Source organism: Hymenobacter sp. BT491, from assembly GCF_014349165.1.
Taxonomy (GTDB): Bacteria; Bacteroidota; Bacteroidia; order Cytophagales; family Hymenobacteraceae; genus Hymenobacter; species Hymenobacter jejuensis.
The window spans coordinates 1,285,809-1,307,206 of sequence record NZ_JACSJJ010000002.1 but is presented as its reverse complement, the minus strand read 5'-3'; the positions used below and the strand labels follow the sequence as shown (position 1 = coordinate 1,307,206).

Sequence of the window (21,398 nt, the reverse complement as noted above, 5' to 3'; positions counted from 1 at the left end):
AAACGCGACCGTGGCTTTTGCACGTACTAGGGCTTCCTTACCGCGTTTCGCTACCCTATGCGCCATTTTGTTGCCACACTAGTTACGTCCGCAGTTTGTACAGGCCTTTTGCTGGGCGGACTGGTGGCTTGTTCGCCGGAAGGTGAGTCAAGAAAACCGCCTGCCAAAGCCGTTGCTACGTCCGATCGGCTGCGGCACCTCGACGAGTATTTCAACTCGCTTTGGGCCATGAATAAGCTCTGGGAAGACGGCTTGGCCGAAGTGGCCATTTACGATGCCGAGCGAGTGATCTACAACAAGCAGCGCCGCTTCGAGTACGTGCTCATCACGGTGAAAGAGGAGTTTAACCAGCAATTCAACGTCAAAACCGACGATTACAAGCGTAAGGACGTGTTTCCGGTGATGAAGGTGAATCAGTTTTGCCGCATCCCGACCGAGCAGTACCCTTACCATTTTCTCACGTCGCTGTTTTTTCGCCGCGATCAGCCTGTGCCGCTTTATAAGCTCACCACCTCGTCGCAGGAGTGGTGCGGCAACACGTTCAAAGCCATCTCCGACGATGGCATGGAGTACATCCAAGCTTACAATTCTTACTGGGACGGCCAGGGCGCCGGCGAGCGCCACCTGCGGCACGATGTGTTGTTTGAGGACGCTTTGCCTTACACACTGCGAAGCCTCAAATTCGACGCGAAGCCAAGCTTTCGGGTAGAAATCTGCGACTTGCAGCAAACCAGTCAAGCCAAGCCTCCCGTGTATTATGCGGCGCAAGTGCAAGTGGCCGAAGCGCCCTCGGCCGATGCTTCAGAGCCCGCCTGGCGCGTGCAGGTGCAGCTCGACAAGCAGAAACAGAACGTATACTGGTTCGCCAAAAAATACCCCAACACGCTGCTACGCCAAACCACCTGGGACGGCAGAAACTTGCGACTCAAGTCGTTGCGGCGCTACGCGTATTGGGTTCATTAGCTGTTTGTTAAGGGTTGAGGGCGGCGAACATCATATACCCACACGCTCAGCACCACCGCGTATTCCAGCGCCACCAAGCCCAGGTTTTCGGTATAGGCGGAGGTCTGGTAGGTGGCGTACGAAAGCATTGCCATCGCCGACCACACCAATGCGTAACGGTAGCGCGTAAACACGCTCAGCGCCACCAGCGGCGTGAGGTACCACGGATGCACGATGGTTGCCAGAAGATAATAGAGCGTCAGGATGAGCAGGCAGGCATTCGGCAGCGAAAACAGCGTGGGGTTCTTTTCGCGCCACGCATACAGCAGTCCGCCAACCGCCGTGAGCACCGCCAGCCCCGGCCCGATGTAGGCAATCTGGTTGTAGCCGGTAAGCCAATATCCGATGGGCCGCAGCAGGTAATACAGGCTGGCGTTGAATTCGAAATTGTGGAAATACAGGCCCAGGCTACGTGCCAAGTGCTCAAGCAGATCTGAGGAAAAAAACGGTGCAAACAGCACCAGCAAAGTGGCACCCGTCAGGAGTACATACCTCCAAAACCGGCGCCAGCCGAGCCGGCGCCCTAGCAACGGCAGCAGCAACAGTGGCAATAGTTTCGTAGCGGCCGCCAAGCCCAGCACTGCCGCCGACCATTGCCATCGGCCCCGCACGAGCAGCCACACCGCCAGCAGAAAAAAGCAGATGACCAAGGCTTCAAAATGCAGATTGCCTACAAGCTCTATAACTACCAGAGGATTAAGTAAATACCACAGCGCTCTTTGGGCCGGAAATCCGTAATGGGCCAGTAGCCGCAGCAAAAGCCCCGCCGTGCAAGCCTCCGCCGCCAGCAACACCAAGCGCATGAGCAGCACTGCCCCGCGCTCGTTGCCTGGAAAAATGACGGCAGCGCCCCCAAACACCATTTGACATACCGGCGGATACACCGAATAGTAATGCGGCGAGTTTAGGCGCGGATAAATAGCAGCTAGTCGCTGATTGTCAGTGCTTTGTAGGCTGTTGGTGGCGGGCAAAAGCTCGTCGGGGCGGTATCGGAAAGGGTTTTGGCCCGATGCTACTAACAGGCCATCCCAGTGAAAGCGGTAATAATCGTCGGAGAGGGTGGGCAGGGCCGGCAGCCAGAGCAGCCGGAAGACCAGCGCTACCAGCAACCCCGTGCGCAACGGCAGTTGGCAAGCCAGCAAGGTGGCATAGCATCCAAATGCAACTATCAGTAAAACAAGTACTTGTAAAAAGTGCGCGCGCGGCGTAGCATAGGCCAGAGCGGCATAGGCCAACACACTCAGCACCACAGCCAAGCCCCCGGCGATGCGTTGCGAGCGCGGCTTCATGCGGGCTGGCGGTTGTGGCGTAGGGAATAATAGAACACCAGTCCAAACCCGATGGTCAGGAGCAAGTGGAAGGGTAGCAGGCCCAAGTCACGGAAATATAGGCCCGCGCCCAACCCGAACAGGAAGTACAGCGTCAGCAGACCTTCCAGGGCCGTGAGCCAATCCAGCGCACCGGTGCGATAGCGGCGTCCTTGCCAAGTGCCCTGACGGCGCACCAGCCCCAGCTTGGGCGTTCGAACAAAGGCCGATTGCCGGCCCAGCAGCCCCAGCATGACCGCCCGCGAATTGTGCAGCGATAACCCCATCGAAACGGCCAGAAAAAGCAAAAAAAGCGGCACGAACTTCCACCAGGCCTTTTTTGCATTCGACAGTCGCCAAGCCATGAAGTAATAATAGGTGAGGGGCAGGAAACCCAGCAGAAAGATCGAGGCCATCTGAAAAACCGGCCTGAACTCCGGAATCCGTACCCGCACAAACACCAGCGGCACGCTCAGCAGCGCCATCAGCAGAATGGCCATAAACACGGTGCTGTTGAGCAAATGAAACATCGCGTGTACCTTGGTAGATGCTCTGACAGAAGAAGTTAACACTCGCCCCAAGTGCTTGCGGGCAGTTTCGGCAGCGCCTTTGGTCCAGCGAAACTGCTGCGATTTCAGCGCGTCCATGGCGGCCGGCAACTCGGCCGGGGCGACCACGTGGGGCAGATACAGGAACTGCCAGCCCCGTAGCTGGGCGCGGTAGCTCAGGTCGAGGTCTTCGGTGAGCGTGTCGGTGTGCCAGCCGCCGGCGTCGACGATGCAGGTGCGCCGCCAAGTGCCGCCCGTGCCGTTGAAATTGATGAAATGCCCGCCGTACGTGCGGCCTACCTGCTCGACGTAGAAGTGGGCGTTCAAACCAAAAGCTTGTAATTCAGTGAGTAACGAATACTCTTCGTTCAGGTGGCCCCAGCGCGTCTGCACGACGCCCACCTTGGGGTTGTGGAAATGCGGAAGGCTGCGACGCAGAAAATCGGGGTTGGGCACGAAGTCGGCATCGAAAATAGTAATGAACTCACCATCAGTCAGTTCCAAGCCGTGCCGGAGGGCACCGGCTTTAAAGCCTTGCCGGTCGGGCCGCCGCACATGCTCGATGCGTAGGCCCTGCGCCCGGTGGTACGCCACCCGCGCCGCTGCCAGCGCCAGGGTTTCGTCGGTTGAGTCGTCAAGTACTTGAATGTGAAGCTTATCGGCGGGATAATCCAGGGCGGCGGCCGCGTCGATGACGCGCTCCACAACATATACTTCGTTGTAAATCGGCAATTGCACGGTCACGCGGGGCCACTCGGTGGGAGGCAGGGGCTCCGGCGATAGGGGCTGGCGGTACGCACGCTGCGCCAGCCGCGTGAGCTGAAGCTGCGTAAGGCTAAAGCCCAGAATAAACGTCAGACACAGCCCGTACAGGACCAGAAGCGCAATTTCCAGACCTAGCATGCGTGAAATGAGGGCATTGCAAAAGCGTGATTTATAAAGTGAAGCTTGTATGTAATATATTGACTTACAAGTATTTAGCTATTGTCCAGAGGATCTTATAACCTGCGCCTAAAGTCCCTTTCACCGTGCCCGATACCTTCGACACGCCAATGCGGCGGCGGTAGCGCACGGGCACTTCCTGGCTGCGCAGCTTCTGTTTGGCGGCTTTGAGCTGCATCTCTACGGTCCAGCCGTAGGTTTTGTCCTGCATGTTCAGCTGCTTGAGCGCCTCAGCCCGGATGGCGCGGAAGGGACCAAGATCGGTGAAGCGCGCGCGGTACAGCACTTGTAAGAGAGTAGTAGCAAGCCAATTACCGAAAATCTGTTGGGGCATCATCGAGCCGCTTTCCCGTTGGCCCAACGCCCGCGAGCCGATGACCATGTCGGCTTCGCCCCGCAGAATAGGGTCGACGAGCGCAGGCATTTCTTCGGGATAATCGGAATAATCGCCGTCGAGAAAAACGACGATGGTAGGCTGCTCCGCTTCGGGGCGGGCAAAGCAATGGGCCATGCCACGCAGGCAGGCGTAGCCGTAGCCAGGCCGCGCTTCGCGCAATACAGTAGCGCCGGCGGCCCGTGCTACCGCGCCGGTTTGGTCAGAGGAATTATTGTCTACTACAATGACTTCGCGCACCAGAAAGGCCGGAATTTCCGCCAGCACTCGGCCGATAGACAGTTCTTCGTTGAAGGCAGGAATGATGACATCGATGCGCGGCGCGGTGGGCGAAAAGGACATGTAGGCAAGTGCGTGAGAAACACAAAGATGTCAATTCAAACGGAAGTAAACTGCCCGTAAGCTATAGTGGTTCGCGACGGGATTTGTGACGGGCCACCATAGCTCGACAAAACTATTTGGGCTTCGGGCGCTTATTACAGTTCTTTTGCGGCTCAGGGCCGGCACCTGAACTATTATGTTTGTTCTTTTAAACTCCCCGATATGCTTCAAGTAGGCGACAAAGCCCCCGATTTCACCCTCAAAACCACTTCCGGTGATTCTTTTCGCCTTTCTGAGCAGCGTGGGAAGCGCAACATCGTGCTTTATTTTTACCCCAAAGACGACACGCCCGGTTGCACCGCCGAAGCCTGTTCGTTTCGCGATCAGTACGAAGATTTTCAGGAACTGGGGGCCGAAGTAGTGGGCGTGAGCTCCGATAGCGAGGCTTCGCATCAGAAATTTACCCAGAAGCACCGCCTGCCGTTTCCGTTGCTTGCCGACGAAGGTGGCAAAGTGCGCAAGCTCTACGAAGTACCGCGCGTATTGCTGGGCATTCTGCCGGGTCGGGTTACGTTTGTCATTGATAAACACGGCGTTATCCGCTACATCTTCAACTCGATGAGCCGCGCTACCGACCACGTGCAGAACACCAAGGAAATCCTGGCCGAGCTAAGCACGGCCGAGCGAATCTAGCTAGGCAGCGCGGAGGCTATATTTGCCTCTTTATCAAAAACTGGTATTCTGCCTGGTTATGGGAGCCTTATTGATTGACATGTTGCAGCGAGCCCAGCGCAGCCGACGCGTGGTGGCCATGCAGTCGGGTGGCATTATGTTTTTGGGCTACGTGGTAAGTTTCAACCCGGAGCTGGTTGTGATGCGCACCATTACGCGGCAGGGCCTGCTCACGGGGGTACGCACAATCAGTCTGAACTCGGTTTCGCAGGTGCATTTCGACGACCGCTACGTGCGGCTGATCGAGTTTAAGGAACACAACCCGGAAGTTGTGTACGCCCGGGTCGGGGCTCCGGATGGGCTTGATGACCAATACCTTACTGTTCAGGCGTTGCTACAGCGTGCCCACGAGTCGCATCAGTTGGTGCTGCTCGAAACGCACTCCGACCACTCGCTCTACGGGTACGTAGTACGGCTCACCGAAGACGAGCTGATGATGGAGGTGTACACCCAATACGGCGAGCCCGACGGTCACACGGTGCTCGATACGGACGGCATCAGCAGCCTCGTTTGGAGCGACGAAGACACCCGCACCATTGAGCTGCTGATTCGGCAGCGCAACGAAGAAGAAAAGTAAGCTCGCCAGCTTGCCGCCGATGCTTTAGGCATGGGCGGCGGTGCCTGGCCAGTGCAGCCGAAACCGCGAAACGTGCGTACTGAGGTAGGTACTCAGTTGTTTGCAATGATTCGTTTCTCGCTTTTCGTACTGGCGTTGTGGCTTTCGGCCGCCGTCGGATTTTCACAAACGGCCCAAACCCCCGCGTCGCTCAACGCCACCCTCGACCGCTACGAATACCCTTTCCCGGTTAGCTTTCTGCCCCTCAAGCTCGAAGGCCAAGCCATCCGGATGGCGTATATGGATGTGCCAGCCTCTAGCAATGCCAACGGCCGCACGGTGCTGCTGCTGCACGGCAAGAATTTCTTTGGCGCGTACTGGCGCGAAACCATTAAGCAATTGACAAGCAAGGGTTTCCGCGTGGTCGTGCCTGATCAGGTGGGTTTTGGTAAATCCGACAAACCCGACATTCACTATTCCTTTCACCAGCTGGCGCGCAATACCCGGCATCTGCTTGATACACTGGAGATTAAGCGCGTTGTGGTGGTCGGGCACAGCATGGGCGGCATGGTGGCCACCCGCTTTGCCCTCCTGTATCCCGAGACCGTCGAAAAGCTCGTGCTGGAAAACCCCATCGGCCTGGAGGATTACCGCGTAGGCGTGCCGTTTCAGAGCGTTGATCAGGCCGAAGCCTCGGAACGGAAGAGCACGGAGGAAAGTATCCGAAAGTACCACGCCAGCTATTATCCCAACGGCTATCCTGCCGCCCACGACGAATGGGTGCGCCCCCTAGCCGCCCAGACGCGCCACCCCGACTTTCCGAAAGTGGCCCGCGCCAACGCCCTGACGTTTGACATGATTTACCAGCAGCCGGTGTGCTACGAGTTCGGCCGCTTGCAGGTGCCCACGTTGCTCATCATCGGGCAGGCCGACCGCACCGTGGTGGGCAAAGCCCTCATCAAAGACCCCAAAGTGCAAGCTGCCATGGGTCAGTATCCTGAACTAGGCAAGCGCACCGCTGCCCAGATCAAAGGGGCAAAACTGGTGCCGCTGGACAAAATCGGCCACATTCCGCATCTGGAAGCACCGGAACAGTTTTACAAGGCGCTGTTGGACTTTTTGCAGTAAAAGATAAAAGGCTACTATGCAACGATTTAGACTTGTTGCGTATCCTTAGAGAGGTTGTTTTAAGCAAGCCAACCTGATCAGTTATGAAACCCTTCGGCATTTTTTTCGCCTTGGTGCTAGCGGTTTGTTCAGCCGGCGCGGCCAAGGCCCAATCGCGTGATTTTCCCGACACGCTCCGCCTGAACCCGAAGATTCCACTGCCGTCGCACCTAAAAAATATGCTGCGGCAACCCTCTGACTACCAATCGTATAGGGCTCAGCCGTATTCCTTGCGCGTGCTGAAAGCGGAAACTTCTCCCGACAACATGCCCGTGAGCAAAGCCGATTCCAGTCGGCATTATAGCCTGCGCATCAAGCGTTTGCCCCAGCCTCAACTGGTGCCTGATAGCAGGAGGCAGCGGCGCCCGTTATTGCCGTAATGTCTTATTTTGCAAGTACTTACGTGAGCTGTCGCTAGGTGCGAACTAGCCACGATCGGTAGCCTACGCCTGGGAAACGTGCCTTATCAAATCAGCTGACCGGTAGCGTAAAGCGAAACGTGCTACCAGACCCCAGTTCGCTTTCCACCCACAGCCGGCCGCCTTGCGTGGTGATAAATTCGCGGGCAATGCTCAGCCCTAAGCCGGAGCCACCGCGGTAGCCGGCTTTGTCGGGAATCTGGGCGAAGCGCTGAAAAATGCGTTCGTGGTGTTCGGCGGCAATGCCGGGGCCGTTGTCTTTTACGCTGACTTGCAGCCATTTGCCTACGACTTCGGCACTCACGGTAAGGATTTCGTCTACGGGCGAATACCGAATGGCATTGGCCAACAGATTGATCAGCACCCAGGTGGTCTTTTCTACGTCGGCGCGGGCAGCGGGCAGGTTGGGCGGCAGCTGCAAATCAAGCCGGATGTGTTTGTCAGCGAGTTGAGCCTGCACCGCATCAGTCGCGTACTGCACTACATCGCGCATTTGGGTTGGGCGCAGATCAAGCTGAATACCTGCGCCCGAGTCGAGACGCGACACATCGAGCAACTCGCCCACCATGCGCTGCAAGCGTTGGGTTTCTTGCCGGATGCTGGCCGTAATGCGCTGACGCTCCCCAGCGGGCAGGCGGTCATCCTGCAACAGCTTCAAGTTGATGTTCATGCTCGAAAGGGGTGTCTTCAATTCGTGCGAAACGGTGGCCAAGAAGTTTGACTTCATTAGGTCGAGGCGCTTGAAATCCGACACGTTGCGCAGCGTAATAATCTGGCCCACAAACTCCATCTGGTCGAGGGCGTCGTTGAAGGAAATCAAATCCTGCACGGCTAGGCGATAGTAGGCTTCTTCGCCGTTTTGGGCAATGGTCAGCAAGGGAGCGTCGGCTACTACAGCATCGCGGCGGGGGGCATCCAAGGGCTTGAGCAGCTCCCGCAGCAGGTCGTTTTTCTGCGCTACTTCCGCGGCGGGCCGCCCGACCAATTGCTCGGCGGGAAGGTTAAGGAGCTGACAAACAACAGGATTTGCCAGCAGCACGTCCCGGTTCTGGTCGAGCAACAGCAGGCCTTCGTCGAGGGTGTTGACAATGCTGGAGGCGCGGTTACGCTCTGTTACGAGTTGGGCTAAGGTAGAGCTGCGATAATCGTTGAGTTGCACCAGCATTCGATTAAACGCCCGCGCCACGCGGCCAAATTCATCACGACTTTCTACGGGGATAGTAGCGGTAAAATCTTGATTGGTAGCGTGTTCTATGCTCACGAATAACTTGCGCAGCGGCGTAACTGCTGCCTCCGGCACGCTCAAAACCAGAAAAGAAGCCACGATGATGCTGAAAGCAATAAACGCTAGCAAATAGCGGCCGGTTTGCTCGGCGGTGCGGTTGGCAAAGTCACGTTTGGCGACTAGGGCATCCATGTTGAGCTGCACCATGCGATGCGTTTGGCGGCGGAGCTGCGCGAGCTCGCTGAGGCGTTGCGCGGCCGCGGCCGAGTCGTCGTAGAGTTGCTGGTAATCGGCTAGGTTTTGCGCCAGACTATCAACCAACTCCTTTTCGCCGGGCTCGGTGATGTTGCCGGCCTCGCGGGTGAGGTTCTGCCGAAACACCCGCAGGCCGGTTGCTACGGATGAGGGGCGCTCCATTTGGTCGAGGGCGCGGAGCATCTGCTGCCCCAGTTGCACCGTGTAAAAGTTGGCTTGCAGCACGGTACGGGCACTGCGGTCGAGGCGCTGCACCGTGTAGAAGGCGTAGCCGCCCAGCGCTACCAAGAGCAGAAGCATCGCCAAAAAGCCATTAGTGATCTTGCTTTTAAGGCTCACATTTGTAAAGATTTGATTGTGAGGCAATTATGAAAACATAAGAAGAGTATCATAAAGGACTGCAAACTCAATACATGACCAAGAAGATGTCGAGGTCGGGAGAAGAGCGGGCCAGAGCACGAATTAGGCGCTGGGTGATGTAGCGACGGGTGACTTGCTCCCAGAGGGTTTTCTCGGCGGTTGCGCCGCACACCAACAGCGTGGCGTTTTTCTCCTGCGCCACGCGCTGAATGGTGCCAACGATATCGTCGTCTTTCACGCGCAGAATCTGCGCGCCCAGTTCCGTGGCTAACTGCAAATTATTCAAGAGGTTGCGTTGCGCAGCTAGGCCAATACGGGCCGCTGATTCGTGACTCGTTTGCACGTAGAGCACGTACCAAACAGCCGCCGAAAGACGGTCGGCGAGGCGGGAAGTTTTGCGGATGATTTCCTTGGCGGCCAGGGCATTGGAGTTGATGCACGCCAGTAGGCGGTCGGTGTTGCGGTGCTCGGGCGCTACGGCTGCGCCGTGGGGGGCATTCTCGATTTGGCGGCCCAGTAAAAGAGATACTTCCTGAACGGCTAACTGACGGAGCTGTAACAAGTTATCGGCCCGGAAGAAGTGCTGGAGTGCCGTTGGTATCTTTGGGGCCTCGTAGATTTTGCCTTCTTTCAGGCGCGTCTGCAACTCGTCCACCGTCAGGTCGATGTTCACAACTTCGTCGGCCCGCTTCAACACTTGGTCGGGTACGCGCTCGGTCACGTCGGTACCCGTAATTTTCAACACCTGGTCGTGAAGGCTTTCCAGGTGTTGCACATTCAAGGCAGTAATGACCGAAATGCCCGCTTTCACTAGCGCTTCCACGTCCTGCCAACGCTTTTCGTTTTGGGAGCCCGGCACATTGGAATGCGCCAGTTCGTCGACGATCACCACCGCCGGCCGGCGCTGCAAAATAGCCTGTAGGTCCATTTCTTCGAGCGCTCGGCTTTTGTAAAACAGCGTTTTGCGCGGTATTATGGGCAGGCTGCCCAGTTGGGCCACGGTGTCGGCGCGGTTGTGGGTTTCCACGTAGCCCAGCACCACATCCACGCCGTGTTGGTGCAAGTTGTTGGCCTCCTGCAACATGCGGTAGGTTTTGCCGACTCCGGCGGCCAATCCCAAATACACCTTCAGCCGGCCGGGCTGCTTCTGCTGCAAAAGTCGCAGAAACCGTTCGGCCGATTGGTCGCGGGCAGCAGAAGAGTCGTTGGGGGCCATCATAGGAATGCTCAGAACGAAATAGCAATGCTAGACGTCACGTTGCCGTAGTTATCCGTGGGCTGACCGTTACGGTCGAGCAAAAAGTTTTTCGGGGAGTGAAAAATGCGGCCTTCAACCCGGCACGCTACCTTGCTAACGGGCAAATAGTCAAGGTTCAACGAAAAGGATTTTACCTTGAAGTCCTCGTCGCTGTCAGCGGGTGTAATGGAACTGATAATTACGCCGTGTTCGGCATAGTAATACTCGGCACGACCCGCCACGGCCCATTTCTCGGCTAGCTTGTAGCGCAGCAAAGCCGCACCAGTGTGCCAAGTATCGGTTTTGCTGCGGTTGGCTCGCGCTTGCTTGCCTACATCAAATACCCCAACCACACTTAGGCGATCGGTGGCGGCGTAGCTGGCGTAAAAATCGTGGAAGTAGCGCCGGCGGCGCGTTACGCCTTGGGGCTGCTCGTTGCCGTAGAAGGTACTTGAGTTAAAGAGCAGCTTTTCTGTTGGTTTCCACTGAATTTGGGTGCCTACGGCCTTGCTTTGGTTGGTTTCCTGTATGTTTTGCCACCCGTTGAGTACCAGGCCGGTCAGAGTTAGTTTGGGATCGACTTCGTAGGTAAAGCGGGCGCCAGTCTCGTAATAGGGCGAATTTTCGGCTGCCAGCGACCGGGTCAACGTCCAGTTGTCTTTGCTGATGGCCGACTCAAATCCGATGTGCGATCCGAAAATGCCAACGTCGAGCCACGCTTTTTCAAATGGCCGGAAGCCAGCATATGCTTCGTAGATGTGCTTGAAAACTTGTGGTTCGGCGGCGTAGTTCGCTTCTACATAAGAGCCCGCATGCAGACCAAATGCGCCGCGCACTTTCTCATCTTGGTAGCGCAGCCCCACGATGCCGTTGTTGATGGTGAATTCGTTTTGGCGGTTGTGGGAGTAGAGGAAACCGGGGCGCTTCTGGGTGTCGGCATGCTTGAAATCGTAGCCATAATAGCCATCAACATACCCATAGAAAGCGAGTGGGTTGGGCGGCGTAGCTTCGGGCGCAGCGGTCGGGGGCACCGCCAAAGTAGAATCGGTTGCTGGGGTAACCTGAGCGAACGCATGGCTAGCAGACAGCAGTAACAGGCTCAGCATTAGATAGTTTGTCATAATAAAAGCGCCCATCAACAGTGTGTCTTGCTACGGGAAGTAGGATGGGGTTAAGTGTAAAGGGCGGGAAAAATAAGTTGTAACAAGTCGCGCCGCTGCTATCTGTGGGCGCTAAGCTCGTCAAGCGCGAGGTTCAGACGAAGCACATTCACTTTTGCAGGACCAAAGAACACAAATAGCGGATCTTCGATGTGCGCGGCAACCAGTGCTCGGACGCGCTTGGCGGGCAAACCGCGCAGGCGGGCTACGCGATCTACCTGGGCGTAAGCCCCAGCGGGCGACAAGTGTGGGTCGAGGCCCGAACCGCTGGCCGTGACCAACTCGCCCGGCACCTGGCCGGCCTCTACGGTGGGGTTCTGTTGCAAAAATGCGCCGGCCCGGGTTTGCACTTCTTTTAAATAGTCGGGGTTGCTGGGCCCTTTGTTGGAGCCGCCCGAGCCGCTGGCGTTGTAATCGACGGCCGACGGCCGCGTGTTGAAGTATTCGGGCCGGTCGAATTTCTGGCCGACATTGGCGTAGCCGATCACGCGGCCGTTGCGCACAAGCTGTACGCCTTCGCCGTGCCCCGGAGCAAACTGAGCAGCGCCCCACACCAAGGCTGGATATACAACGCAGCAGAGCAGCAACAACAAGAGCGAAAGCCGAAAAGCCGGAAGCAGATGAGTTTTCATGGAAAGGTTGAAATCTGAAAAGTCACAATAAAATATAAGTAATTGATTGTGAGATACTTGTATTAAATTAGCTTTGTTCTACAGAAACGCTCCAACGAGTAAGTCAATCAGCTTAATGCCGAGGAAGGGCACCAGCACCCCGCCCAAGCCGTAGATCAGCAAGTTGCGGCGCAGCAGCGCCGAGGCTCCGATGGGTTGGTAGGCCACGCCTTTCAGGGCCAGCGGCACCAGCGCCGGGATGATGAGGGCGTTGAAAATCACGGCCGAAAGAATGGCCGATTGCGGCGATTTTAGGCCCATGATATTGAGGGCGCCCAAGGCCGGAATGGCGGCCATAAACAGTGCTGGCACAATGGCGAAATACTTGGCCACATCGTTGGCGATGCTGAAGGTAGTGAGCGTGCCCCGCGTCATGAGCAGCTGCTTGCCGATCTCGACCACTTCGATGAGCTTGGTGGGATCGTTGTCGAGGTCGACCATGTTGCCGGCTTCCTTCGCGGCCTGCGTACCCGAGTTCATCGCCACGCCTACATCGGCTTGGGCCAGGGCGGGCGCGTCGTTAGTGCCATCGCCCATCATGGCCACCAGCTTGCCCTCTTGCTGCTCGCGGCGGATGTACGTCATCTTGTCCTCGGGCTTGGCTTCGGCAATAAAATCATCGACGCCCGCTTTTTCGGCGATGTATTTGGCCGTAAGCGGGTTATCGCCGGTCACCATCACCGTTTTGATGCCCATGCGGCGCAGGCGGTCGAAGCGTTCTTGAATACCGGGCTTGATGATGTCCTGAAGTTCGACTACCCCCAGCACCCGGTCGTTTTCCGACACCACCAGCGGCGTGCCGCCGTTCGAGGCAATGGCGGCCACGCGGTCGGCCACATCGTTGTGGTAGACGTGGCCAGCTTGTTCGGCTAGCGTGCGGATGGCATCGGCCGCGCCCTTGCGTAGGCGGGTACCGCCCGCTAGCGTGACGCCTGAGGAACGCGTTTCGGCCGTAAACTTGATGAGCTCGGCCCCGGCCAGGAGGTTTTGGAGGTGCGCGGGGTTCACCTTGTTGTCGCGGGCCAGCTCCACGATACTTTTGCCTTCGGGGGTTTCATCGCTAAGCGACGCAAGCGTCACTGAATCAATGAATTGCTGGTTATCTACGTTGGGCGCGGGCCAGAAGTGGGTGGCTTTGCGGTTGCCAATGGTAATGGTACCGGTTTTGTCGAGCAACAATACGTCGATGTCGCCGGCCGTTTCCACGGCTTTGCCGCTCTTGGTGATCACGTTGGCGCGCAAGGCCCGGTCCATACCGGCAATCCCGATGGCCGAGAGCAAGCCGCCGATAGTGGTCGGAATCAGGCACACAAACAGCGCAACGAAGGCCGAAATGGCCAACGGTGCGTGTGCATACTCGGCAAAAGGCTGCAGCGTCACGCACACGATCACGAACACCAGCGTAAACCCGGCCAGCAGAATGGTGAGCGCAATCTCGTTCGGCGTTTTCTGCCGCGACGCGCCTTCTACCAGCGCAATCATCTTATCGAGAAAAGACTCGCCCGGGGCCGTGGTCACCTGCACCACGATGCGATCACTCAGTACCTTGGTGCCGCCCGTCACGCTGGACTTGTCGCCGCCTGCTTCACGGATCACCGGCGCCGATTCGCCCGTGATAGCCGATTCGTCGATAGTGGCGAGGCCTTCGATAATTTCGCCATCTGTGGGAATAATTTCGCCGGCCTCGACCACGAAAACCTGTCCCTTTTGCAGTTGGGCCGAACTCATAGCCACCATCGTGCCGTCGGGCTGGCGTACGGTGGCAGGCGTATCCTGGCGGGTTTTGCGGAGCGAATCGGCCTGGGCCTTGCCGCGTGCTTCGGCAATGGCCTCGGCGAAATTGGCGAACAGTAAGGTCAGGAACAGTACACTGAACACCGTGAGGTTGTACCCAAAGCTGCCCTGCGCCGCGTCGGGCTTGAAAAGCAGGCCCAGTGTAACGAACAACATCACTACGGTGCCGATTTCCACCGTGAACATCACCGGGTTGCGAAACAGGGTGCGCGGGTCGAGCTTCACAAAGGCTTGGCTAACAGCTTCGCGGACCAGCGCCGGCTGGAAAAGAGATTGGGATTTGGGGGTTGACATCTTCTGAACTAAAGGAAGCGTGTGGTTTCGGCCGATCTGAACTGAGTGACGGGCGACAAAGAGGGGGATCAGTACAAGGTGAAATGCTCGGCCAGCGGCCCTAAGGCGAGAGCTGGGAAGAAGGCCAGGGCGGCGATAATCCAGATCACGAAAAAGACCATTGCTCCGAAGGTGGCCGTGTCGGTGCGCAGCGTCCCAACCGATTCCGGAATGAATTTTTTACGGGCCAGCAGCCCAGCGATAGCCACTGGCCCGATGATGGGCAGATAGCGAGCCAGCAGCATTACCACGCCGGTGCTCATGTTCCACCACGGCGTGTTGTCGCCCAATCCTTCAAAGCCTGAGCCGTTGTTGGCGGCCGAGGAAGTGTACTCGTAAAGCACTTCTGAAAAGCCGTGAAAGCCAGGGTTGGCCAGCCAACTGCTCAGCGCTTGTGGGTCGTGTGAATGCAGGTAGGCCGCCATAGCCGTGCCCGTCAAGATCAGCAGGGGGTGCAGCAGGGCAATAAGAATGGCGATTTTCATCTCGCGGGCCTCAATCTTTTTGCCCAGTAGTTCGGGGGTGCGGCCCACCATCAGGCCCGAGATGAACACGGCCACAATGATGAACACGAAGAAGTTGAGAAAGCCCACGCCCACGCCGCCATAAAAGGCATTGGTCATCATGCCCAGCAGGGCATTCATGCCCGAAAGCGGCATGAGCGAGTCGTGCATGGCATTGACCGAACCGTTGCTGGTAACCGTGGTCTGGATGGCCCAGAGCGCGGCGGCCGGGGCCCCCAAGCGTATTTCCTTGCCTTCCATCGCCCCCAGGCTCTGGTCGATGCCGAGGCGGGCAATGGCGGGGTTGCCGTGCATTTCCAGGTACACAGTAGGGAGTTGCAGCAGCAGGTAGCCGGCCGTCATTACGCCGAATACCATCCAGCCCAGCTGCGGGCGGCGCAGGTAAAAGCCGAAGGCCAGCGCCATGGCCATCGGAATGAGTACAATGCTCAGGTTTTCGACGGCATTGGTCAGGTAGGTTGGGTTTTCGAGTGGATGCGCCGAATTGGCACCGAAGAAGCCGCCGCCGTTGGTGCCCAACTGTTTGATGGCAACCATGGCCGCTGCGGGTCCGCGGCTTACGGTTACCGAATCGCCTTGCAGCGTGACAAGCGGCTGCTTGGCCCGAAACGTCATGGGCGTGCCCTGGAAGGCAAGTACCAGCGCTACGGCCAGCGAGAGCGGCAGCAAAACGCGTGTAAGACTCTTGACGAAATACAGATAAAAGTTGCCCAACTTGTCGGTGGTCCGGCTTTGTAAAGCATTGAAGACCACCACGCAAGCTGCCATGCCCGTGGCAGCCGTTACAAACTGTAAGAACATTACCACAGTCAGTTGCGAGAGGTAGGTAAGCCCCGTTTCGCCGGCGTAGTGCTGCAAATTGCAGTTGACCACAAACGAAATGGCCGTGTTGAAAGCCAAATCGGGCGACATGGAGGCATTGCCATCGGGGTTGAGCGGGAGGCTGCCCTGCGTACACAGCACCAGCATCGCCCACAAAAACCAGAGCGCGTTGATGGTCAACAAAGCCACCAGATGCTGCTGCCAACTCATTTCCTTCAGGGGGTTGATGCCCGCCACGCGGAACAGCAGGCGTTCGAAGGGCGCCAGAAAGTCGGTTGGGGTGCGAGTGCCGCGGTACACGGCTGCCAGATAGCGGCCCAGCGGGATGGCCAGCAGTACTGTGCTCGCGAAAATGGCACCGATGCCCAGAAGTTCTTTATTCATGACAGGGGAAGAAATTAGAAGCGCTCCGGGCGAAGCAACACATACACCAGGTAGCCAAACGTGGCCAGTGAAAGCAGAAATAGTGCAAGCATCATGGCTAAAGTGAGGCTAGATGTGATCGAAATAGTCCACGGATTTGAAGAAGAGCCAGAAGCCAGCAAGGCCCGCGGCCGTCAAAAGCGTAGTGAAGAGTAAAGGAGGCATGAGCAGGGGTTAAGTGAGACTAGCAAACGCATGTGCTTCTCCGAAGGCAAGCGGCGGACCTGCTTTCTAAATCGGTTGCCAATTATTTACAAATACTTGAATATCAATATATTATGTAATAAAAAATATTTTATTACCGATGCTGGTAGCTCACGGGATCCTAGCAAAACGCTAGGGTTTTTTGCAAAACGCTAGTCCTCCATTAGGGCCAAAACGCCGACGACCCTGCCGGTCAGGGCAGGGTCGTCGGGGGAGGCGTGGTGCGAAAGCAGGAGCTACAAGGCGTACTCCTGGATTTTGCGGTACAGGGTGGTGAGGGCAATGCCCAGCACGCGGGCGGCTTCGGTTTTGTTGCCACCGACTTCGAGCAGAACACGTTGGATGTGCTGTTTTTCGGCGTTGCGCAAACTGCGTTCGTCGTCGGAGGTGGCACTGGAAGAGCTGTTCTGAGCCGCCATTTGCAGTTCCAGCGGAAGTCCTTCGACGGTGAGTGGCTCGTCGGGCGGCGTTAAGATGGAAGCGCGCTCTAGCACGTTCTTGAGCTCGCGCACATTGCCGGGCCAGGCATATTGCTCCAGCACGTGCAAAGCCTCAGGAGTCAGCACCAGCGGACGGCGGCGCAGCTTGACGGCAAAATAGTGCAGAAAATAATCAGCCAGCAGGCCGATGTCGGTGCGACGGGCGCTGAGCGAGGGCACCTGTACCACCACCACCGAGAGGCGATAATACAGGTCGGCCCGAAAGTGGCCTTGTTCGGCTTCCTGACGCAGGTTGCGGTTGGTAGCGGCTACCAGCCGCACGTTCACGCGGGTCGGCTTGGTATCGCCGATAGGGATAAATTCCTGGGTTTCGAGCACGCGCAACAGCTTGGCTTGCAGCGTCATATCCAACTCCCCGATTTCGTCGAGAAACAGTGTGCCGCCGTGGGCTTCGCTTAGCAAACCCTTCTTGTCGGTTTGGGCGCCCGTAAAAGCGCCTCTTTTGTAGCCAAATAATTCCGATTCGAGCAACTCCTTCGGAAACGCGCTGCAATTAAGCGCCACAAATGCCTTGGTGTGGCGCGGACTGGCTTGGTGGATGGCTTGGGCAAACAGCTCTTTGCCGGCTCCGGTCGGGCCTTCCAGCAACACGGTAGCATCGGTGAGGGCCACTTGCTGGGCCGTGCGCTTAGCTTGCTCTAGGGCCGGCGCTCGACCAATCATCGAAGCAAAGCTGTACTGAGCGCCTACTTTCTTTTCCAGTTCTGCCACCCGGCGTTGCAACCGCGCTTTCTCAGCAGCGCGATCCACGACCACGACCAGTTGGTCGTCGGAGTCGCCCTTGGTCAGGTAGTCGAAAGCGCCTTCGCGCATGGCCCGCACGCCGTCGGGAATGGTGCCAAAAGCCGTCAGCAGAATGACTTCCGCCAGCGGGGCCTTGGCCTTGTAGCGGGGCAGCAAGTCGAGCCCAACGCCATCGGGTAGCTTCACATCCGACAAGATTACCAGTACTTCATCAGTATGTTGCTGCAACGTTTCGAGGCCGCGTCGGGCGTCGGTGGCTTGCAGCACCGTGTAACCTTCTAGCTCCAACATGCGGGCTACAGCTTGGCGCAGCGGCGCTTCGTCGTCGATGAGGAGCAGGGTACCAGTAGGCATTGAAGCGAGAAAGATGATGGGAGCAGGCGCCGACTCGTGGGGTTGAGTATCTTATCGACATTTGATTGACTGTCAATGAGATAGTAGAAGGCTTGATCTGCTGTTCAAGGTTCAGAGAAGCAACTCACAAACTTACGACAACAGCCGCAGGCTATCCGCATGAATCAACTGCGAACCCGTGTAACGACCTGCGCGCGGACCATTTTCGAGGTTGAGTACGCCGCGGGGGCACGCCGTGGAGCACATGCCGCAGCCCACGCACGAAGCCCGGATGATGGGCTCGCCGCGCTGGGCGTACTGCTTCACATCGATGCCCATTTCGCACACGTTGGAGCAGTTGCCACACGAGATGCATTGGCCGCCGTTGGTGGTGATGCGGAAGCGCGAAAAGTGCTTTTGCAGCAGCCCCAGGTAGGCTGCCATCGGGCAGCCAAAGCGGCACCACACGCGGCTCCCCATTAGCGGGTAGAAGCCCACTCCAATCACTCCCGAAAACACCGAGCCGATGAAGAAGCCATAGAAACGGTACAAGCCATCGGCCACGCCAGCCAGCGGACCGCCTGGCACGTAGCGCACCACCCAGAGCATGGCGGTCAGTAAGATGATGAGCGCCAGTACGGTATAAATAATGCGCACTTCCCAACGCCAAGCTACGCGGCGCTTATCGGAAAGGTGGCGGTAGGGATCGCCGGCAGTTTCGGCCAGGCCGCCGCAGCCGCACACCCACGAGCAATACCAGCGCTTTCCATAGAAATAGGTGAGCACGGGCGTCGCCAGAAACGACATCACTACGCCCCAAAACACCATAAACACGCCCAGCGCCTGCCCGTCTTTTACCAAATAATCGACGCTGTTGGGAAACAGGTAGTCGTATTTCAGCGGCCAGAAGTAGGTGAAATAATACTCCGGTTGCTGAAAGAAGAGCAGCACACCGGGCAAAATAAAGGCAAAGCCCAGTTGGAAAAACATCACCGACAAGGTGCGGATTACTTGGTAGCGCGAGTGGCGATATTTCCAAAGCGCCCGGCCGCCCATCAGCAGCACGGCCAGCGTGTAGAAGGTGCCGTACACAAACCACTGATCGGCGGGCTTGCGGCGTAGGGCCTGGCTCAGCGGGTCGGCTGCCCGAATGAGGTTTTCCAGGTATTGGGGAAACCAGTACAGCACTACGTAAAAGCCGGTCAGCACCAGGCCGGTCACCCAGGCAATGCCGCCGCGGCTGGTGCTGGCCCGCAACCACAAATTGTTCTGCTTAACGCCCGATTCGCCGCGCCCAAATTTGTGCCACGACCACAGCAGCGTGCCCCCGCTAACCAAGGTCAGCGCGCCGTAAAATAGCAGCCGGGCGCGGTCGTGGTTTGCATCCGAAGCCGCTACCAGCAGCGCCAGCAGCCCCAACGCCACCACGGCCAAGGTGGCTTTTTCGGTGGCGTCGGCCTCGCGGACAGGAAGCTGAGGAAGTGCTAAATCAGGCGTGGCAGTGAGAGACATTGGATCTTCAATAAGAGCAAAAGATTACTGTATATAATAATTTGATAATCAGTGTATTATAATGATATATAAATTTAGCTTTGCTCGTTTAAACCAGCCGGTTTAATGGTGGTGATGGTGATCTTCGCTGGGCTTGCCGAACAGATTCATCAATGAGCCAATGACGTAAAGTGCCGTCCAGCAAACGTATAGCCAGTCGAATCCGGGCAGCGTACGGTGCACGAAAAAATGCAGGATTACGTGTGCGGCTCCGCTCATGATCAGGCCGGTAATGGCGATGAACTGGTAGCTGTTGAGGGCGCTGGGGCGGTATAGTTTGGAGAAGTCCACGGGCAATGACGTTGAGATGATCAAAATGTAAATGCGGGTACTGAGCGGTTGCGAAGCAAAATAACCTGCTGTTGCACCCGGATAATTCCAGGACGCTACCCCAGAAGTTTGGCAAACAGCCCCTTGCGACGCTGCAGAATTACCGGCTGCTGAGGAAATTGTTGGTTAAACTGGCGGATGACGTCGGGCTCGTATTCCCGAAAAAACTCGGGGTCAAAATTAGCAGCTCCCAAGTTGGCGAGCACCGTTTGCACCGGCGTATTGGTCTTGATCCAGTGTTCGCACACCTCGTGGCGCAGGCGCAATCCTAAAGCATTGAAGCCCAGTACGGCGTGATTGTGAGCGGGTGAAAAATTGATGCGCAGGCACTGCCGGCCGGTTGGGTTTTCCCAATAGAAGCTTTCTTCACCCGCCGTCGGCCTCGCGGGCACTCGGCCGTAGGTTTGGTATTCGAGGTTGAAAAATTTGGCCGAGTTGAACCACACGCCTCGGCGGTAGGGCGTGGTCTGGCCACAGATCGTATGCGCGACGGCTTCTCCCTGCATGCGGCCGGTGTACCACAGCTGCTCAATGGGCACTTCGCCCGCGCCGAGCTGGCGGTGCTGAGCGCAGTCGCCGGCGGCGTACACGCCCGGGATGTTGGTTTGCAAAAATTCATCCACCAGAATGCCGCGCTCGGTTTCCACCGGCGTATCCTGCGTTATGCTCAAGTTAGGCGTGACGCCAATAGCAATGCCAACCCATTGGCAATCAAGGGATTCTCCTTTGCTGGTGATCACGCCCTGTACGCGTCCTTCGGCATCGCCCACAACCTCGCGTAGCTCGGTGCGGTAACGGATATCTACGTGATGCTGAGCGAATTGGTGATCGATGAGGTGCGCTTCTTCGGGCGGCAGCACGCTGGCCCAGTAGTGGGCATCGCGCACCAACACGGTTACGGCAATGCCGCGGGTGTGCAGCATCTCGGCCAACTCCACCGCAATGAGGCCGCCGCCTACCACTACCGCCTGCCGAATGCCGTGCGTGTCGCGCTCCATTTGGGCCAGATCGGGGAGGCCGTACAGGCCCTGCACGCCGCGCAGGTGCTGGCCCGGCCAGCCGTGGTATCTGCTCACCGAACCTGTGGCCAGCAGCAATTTATCGTAGGGCAGAGTCTGGCCGGTACTTAGGTGCACTTGGCGCTTCTCCACGTCGAGGCGGGTGGCGGTGGCGTGCACCAGTTCCAGGTTATTTTCGGCCCAAAACCAATCTTCGTGCGGCTTAATATCCGGATAGCGCAGGTGGCCCATGTACACATACATCAGGGCGGTGCGCGAGTAGTGGTGTGCGCTTTCGTCCGAAACGATGGTGATGCGGGCTGTAGGCTGGAGGCGTCGCACGGTCAGGGCCGCCGTGATGCCGGTAATGCCGTTGCCAATGATAATCAGGTGCATAGAACGCGCGAACGAAAGCAAAAAGACAAAACCAAAGGTAGCCGGGTCGGGCTCTGGGTTTCTCAAGGTACTCTTTATCGCTGCATTCGGATTTTTGGACGCGCCGCATGCCTCCGGTTGTGGCAGCGAACCAACCCGGCCGTAGTGCGT

Annotated in this window: 19 protein-coding genes; 5 read left to right on the top strand and 14 right to left on the bottom strand. The window is 57.5% G+C overall.

Annotated features, from left to right (window positions below):
• The first annotated feature begins 57 nt into the window (after positions 1-57).
• Entirely contained in the window at positions 58-963 is a 906-nt protein-coding gene (locus H9I52_RS11305) for a hypothetical protein (protein ID WP_187453920.1), read from the top strand.
• Here the strand turns inward: H9I52_RS11305 and H9I52_RS11300 are convergent.
• From H9I52_RS11300 to H9I52_RS11290, 3 genes are all read right to left on the bottom strand, one after another.
• Positions 960-2,291, bottom strand: coding sequence for a glycosyltransferase 87 family protein (locus H9I52_RS11300; protein ID WP_187453919.1), 1,332 nt, complete (start codon positions 2,289-2,291; stop codon positions 960-962). The two genes, H9I52_RS11305 and H9I52_RS11300, sit on opposite strands and share 4 nt — an antisense overlap.
• A complete protein-coding gene (locus H9I52_RS11295; protein ID WP_187453918.1) occupies positions 2,288-3,760 on the bottom strand; it encodes a cellulose synthase family protein in 1,473 nt (490 codons plus the stop codon). Before H9I52_RS11295 ends, H9I52_RS11300 begins: the two co-directional genes overlap by 4 nt.
• A 64-nt stretch (positions 3,761-3,824) precedes the next feature.
• Entirely contained in the window at positions 3,825-4,535 is a 711-nt protein-coding gene (locus H9I52_RS11290) for a glycosyltransferase family 2 protein (RefSeq protein ID WP_139517512.1), read from the bottom strand.
• A gap of 201 nt (positions 4,536-4,736) precedes the next feature.
• Here H9I52_RS11290 and H9I52_RS11285 point away from each other — a divergent pair, with 201 nt between their 5' ends.
• The 4 genes from H9I52_RS11285 to H9I52_RS11270 all read left to right on the top strand — a co-directional run bounded on the left by H9I52_RS11285 (position 4,737) and on the right by H9I52_RS11270 (position 7,349).
• Complete coding sequence (locus tag H9I52_RS11285; RefSeq protein ID WP_139517511.1) at positions 4,737-5,207, top strand: peroxiredoxin; 471 nt, start codon at positions 4,737-4,739, stop codon at positions 5,205-5,207.
• A 58-nt stretch (positions 5,208-5,265) separates the two neighbouring features.
• Positions 5,266-5,823 (top strand): hypothetical protein, encoded by a 558-nt coding sequence (locus tag H9I52_RS11280; protein ID WP_139517510.1) that lies wholly within the window; start codon positions 5,266-5,268, stop codon positions 5,821-5,823.
• 105 nt (positions 5,824-5,928) lie between these two features.
• Positions 5,929-6,930, top strand: a complete 1,002-nt coding sequence (locus H9I52_RS11275; protein ID WP_187453917.1) for an alpha/beta fold hydrolase — start codon at positions 5,929-5,931, stop codon at positions 6,928-6,930.
• 83 nt (positions 6,931-7,013) lie between these two features.
• Positions 7,014-7,349, top strand: a complete 336-nt coding sequence (locus tag H9I52_RS11270; protein WP_187453916.1) for a hypothetical protein — start codon at positions 7,014-7,016, stop codon at positions 7,347-7,349.
• Between the two features lie 91 nt (positions 7,350-7,440).
• Here the strand turns inward: H9I52_RS11270 and H9I52_RS11265 are convergent, their stop codons facing one another.
• The 11 genes from H9I52_RS11265 to H9I52_RS11215 all read right to left on the bottom strand — a co-directional run bounded on the left by H9I52_RS11265 (position 7,441) and on the right by H9I52_RS11215 (position 21,248).
• The gene (locus H9I52_RS11265) at positions 7,441-9,207 is read right to left on the bottom strand and encodes an ATP-binding protein (protein WP_222940455.1); all 1,767 of its coding nucleotides are present in this window, start codon (positions 9,205-9,207) and stop codon (positions 7,441-7,443) included.
• Positions 9,208-9,274: 67 nt separating this feature from the next.
• Positions 9,275-10,447 (bottom strand): sensor protein KdpD, encoded by a 1,173-nt coding sequence (locus H9I52_RS11260; protein WP_316248029.1) that lies wholly within the window; start codon positions 10,445-10,447, stop codon positions 9,275-9,277.
• An 8-nt stretch (positions 10,448-10,455) separates the two neighbouring features.
• The gene (locus H9I52_RS11255) at positions 10,456-11,571 is read right to left on the bottom strand and encodes a porin (RefSeq protein WP_222940454.1); all 1,116 of its coding nucleotides are present in this window, start codon (positions 11,569-11,571) and stop codon (positions 10,456-10,458) included.
• A gap of 113 nt (positions 11,572-11,684) precedes the next feature.
• A complete protein-coding gene (gene kdpC / locus H9I52_RS11250) occupies positions 11,685-12,257 on the bottom strand; it encodes a potassium-transporting ATPase subunit KdpC (protein WP_187453913.1) in 573 nt (190 codons plus the stop codon).
• 78 nt (positions 12,258-12,335) lie between these two features.
• The gene (gene kdpB, locus H9I52_RS11245; RefSeq protein WP_187453912.1) at positions 12,336-14,384 is read right to left on the bottom strand and encodes a potassium-transporting ATPase subunit KdpB; all 2,049 of its coding nucleotides are present in this window, start codon (positions 14,382-14,384) and stop codon (positions 12,336-12,338) included.
• 68 nt (positions 14,385-14,452) lie between these two features.
• Entirely contained in the window at positions 14,453-16,153 is a 1,701-nt protein-coding gene (kdpA, locus tag H9I52_RS11240; RefSeq protein ID WP_187453911.1) for a potassium-transporting ATPase subunit KdpA, read from the bottom strand.
• 14 nt (positions 16,154-16,167) lie between these two features.
• Positions 16,168-16,245: a K(+)-transporting ATPase subunit F gene (gene kdpF, locus H9I52_RS23315; RefSeq protein WP_139517938.1), complete on the bottom strand. Its 78-nt coding sequence runs from the start codon at positions 16,243-16,245 to the stop codon at positions 16,168-16,170.
• 387 nt (positions 16,246-16,632) lie between these two features.
• Positions 16,633-17,994 carry a sigma-54-dependent transcriptional regulator gene (locus H9I52_RS11230; protein WP_187453910.1) on the bottom strand — a complete coding sequence of 454 codons (1,362 nt, stop codon included), beginning with the start codon at positions 17,992-17,994 and terminating at the stop codon, positions 16,633-16,635.
• A 132-nt stretch (positions 17,995-18,126) separates the two neighbouring features.
• Entirely contained in the window at positions 18,127-19,485 is a 1,359-nt protein-coding gene (locus H9I52_RS11225) for a 4Fe-4S binding protein (RefSeq protein WP_187453909.1), read from the bottom strand.
• A gap of 102 nt (positions 19,486-19,587) precedes the next feature.
• Complete coding sequence (locus tag H9I52_RS11220) at positions 19,588-19,815, bottom strand: hypothetical protein (RefSeq protein WP_187453908.1); 228 nt, start codon at positions 19,813-19,815, stop codon at positions 19,588-19,590.
• Positions 19,816-19,910: 95 nt separating this feature from the next.
• Entirely contained in the window at positions 19,911-21,248 is a 1,338-nt protein-coding gene (locus tag H9I52_RS11215; RefSeq protein ID WP_187453907.1) for an NAD(P)/FAD-dependent oxidoreductase, read from the bottom strand.
• Positions 21,249-21,398: the final 150 nt, after the last annotated feature.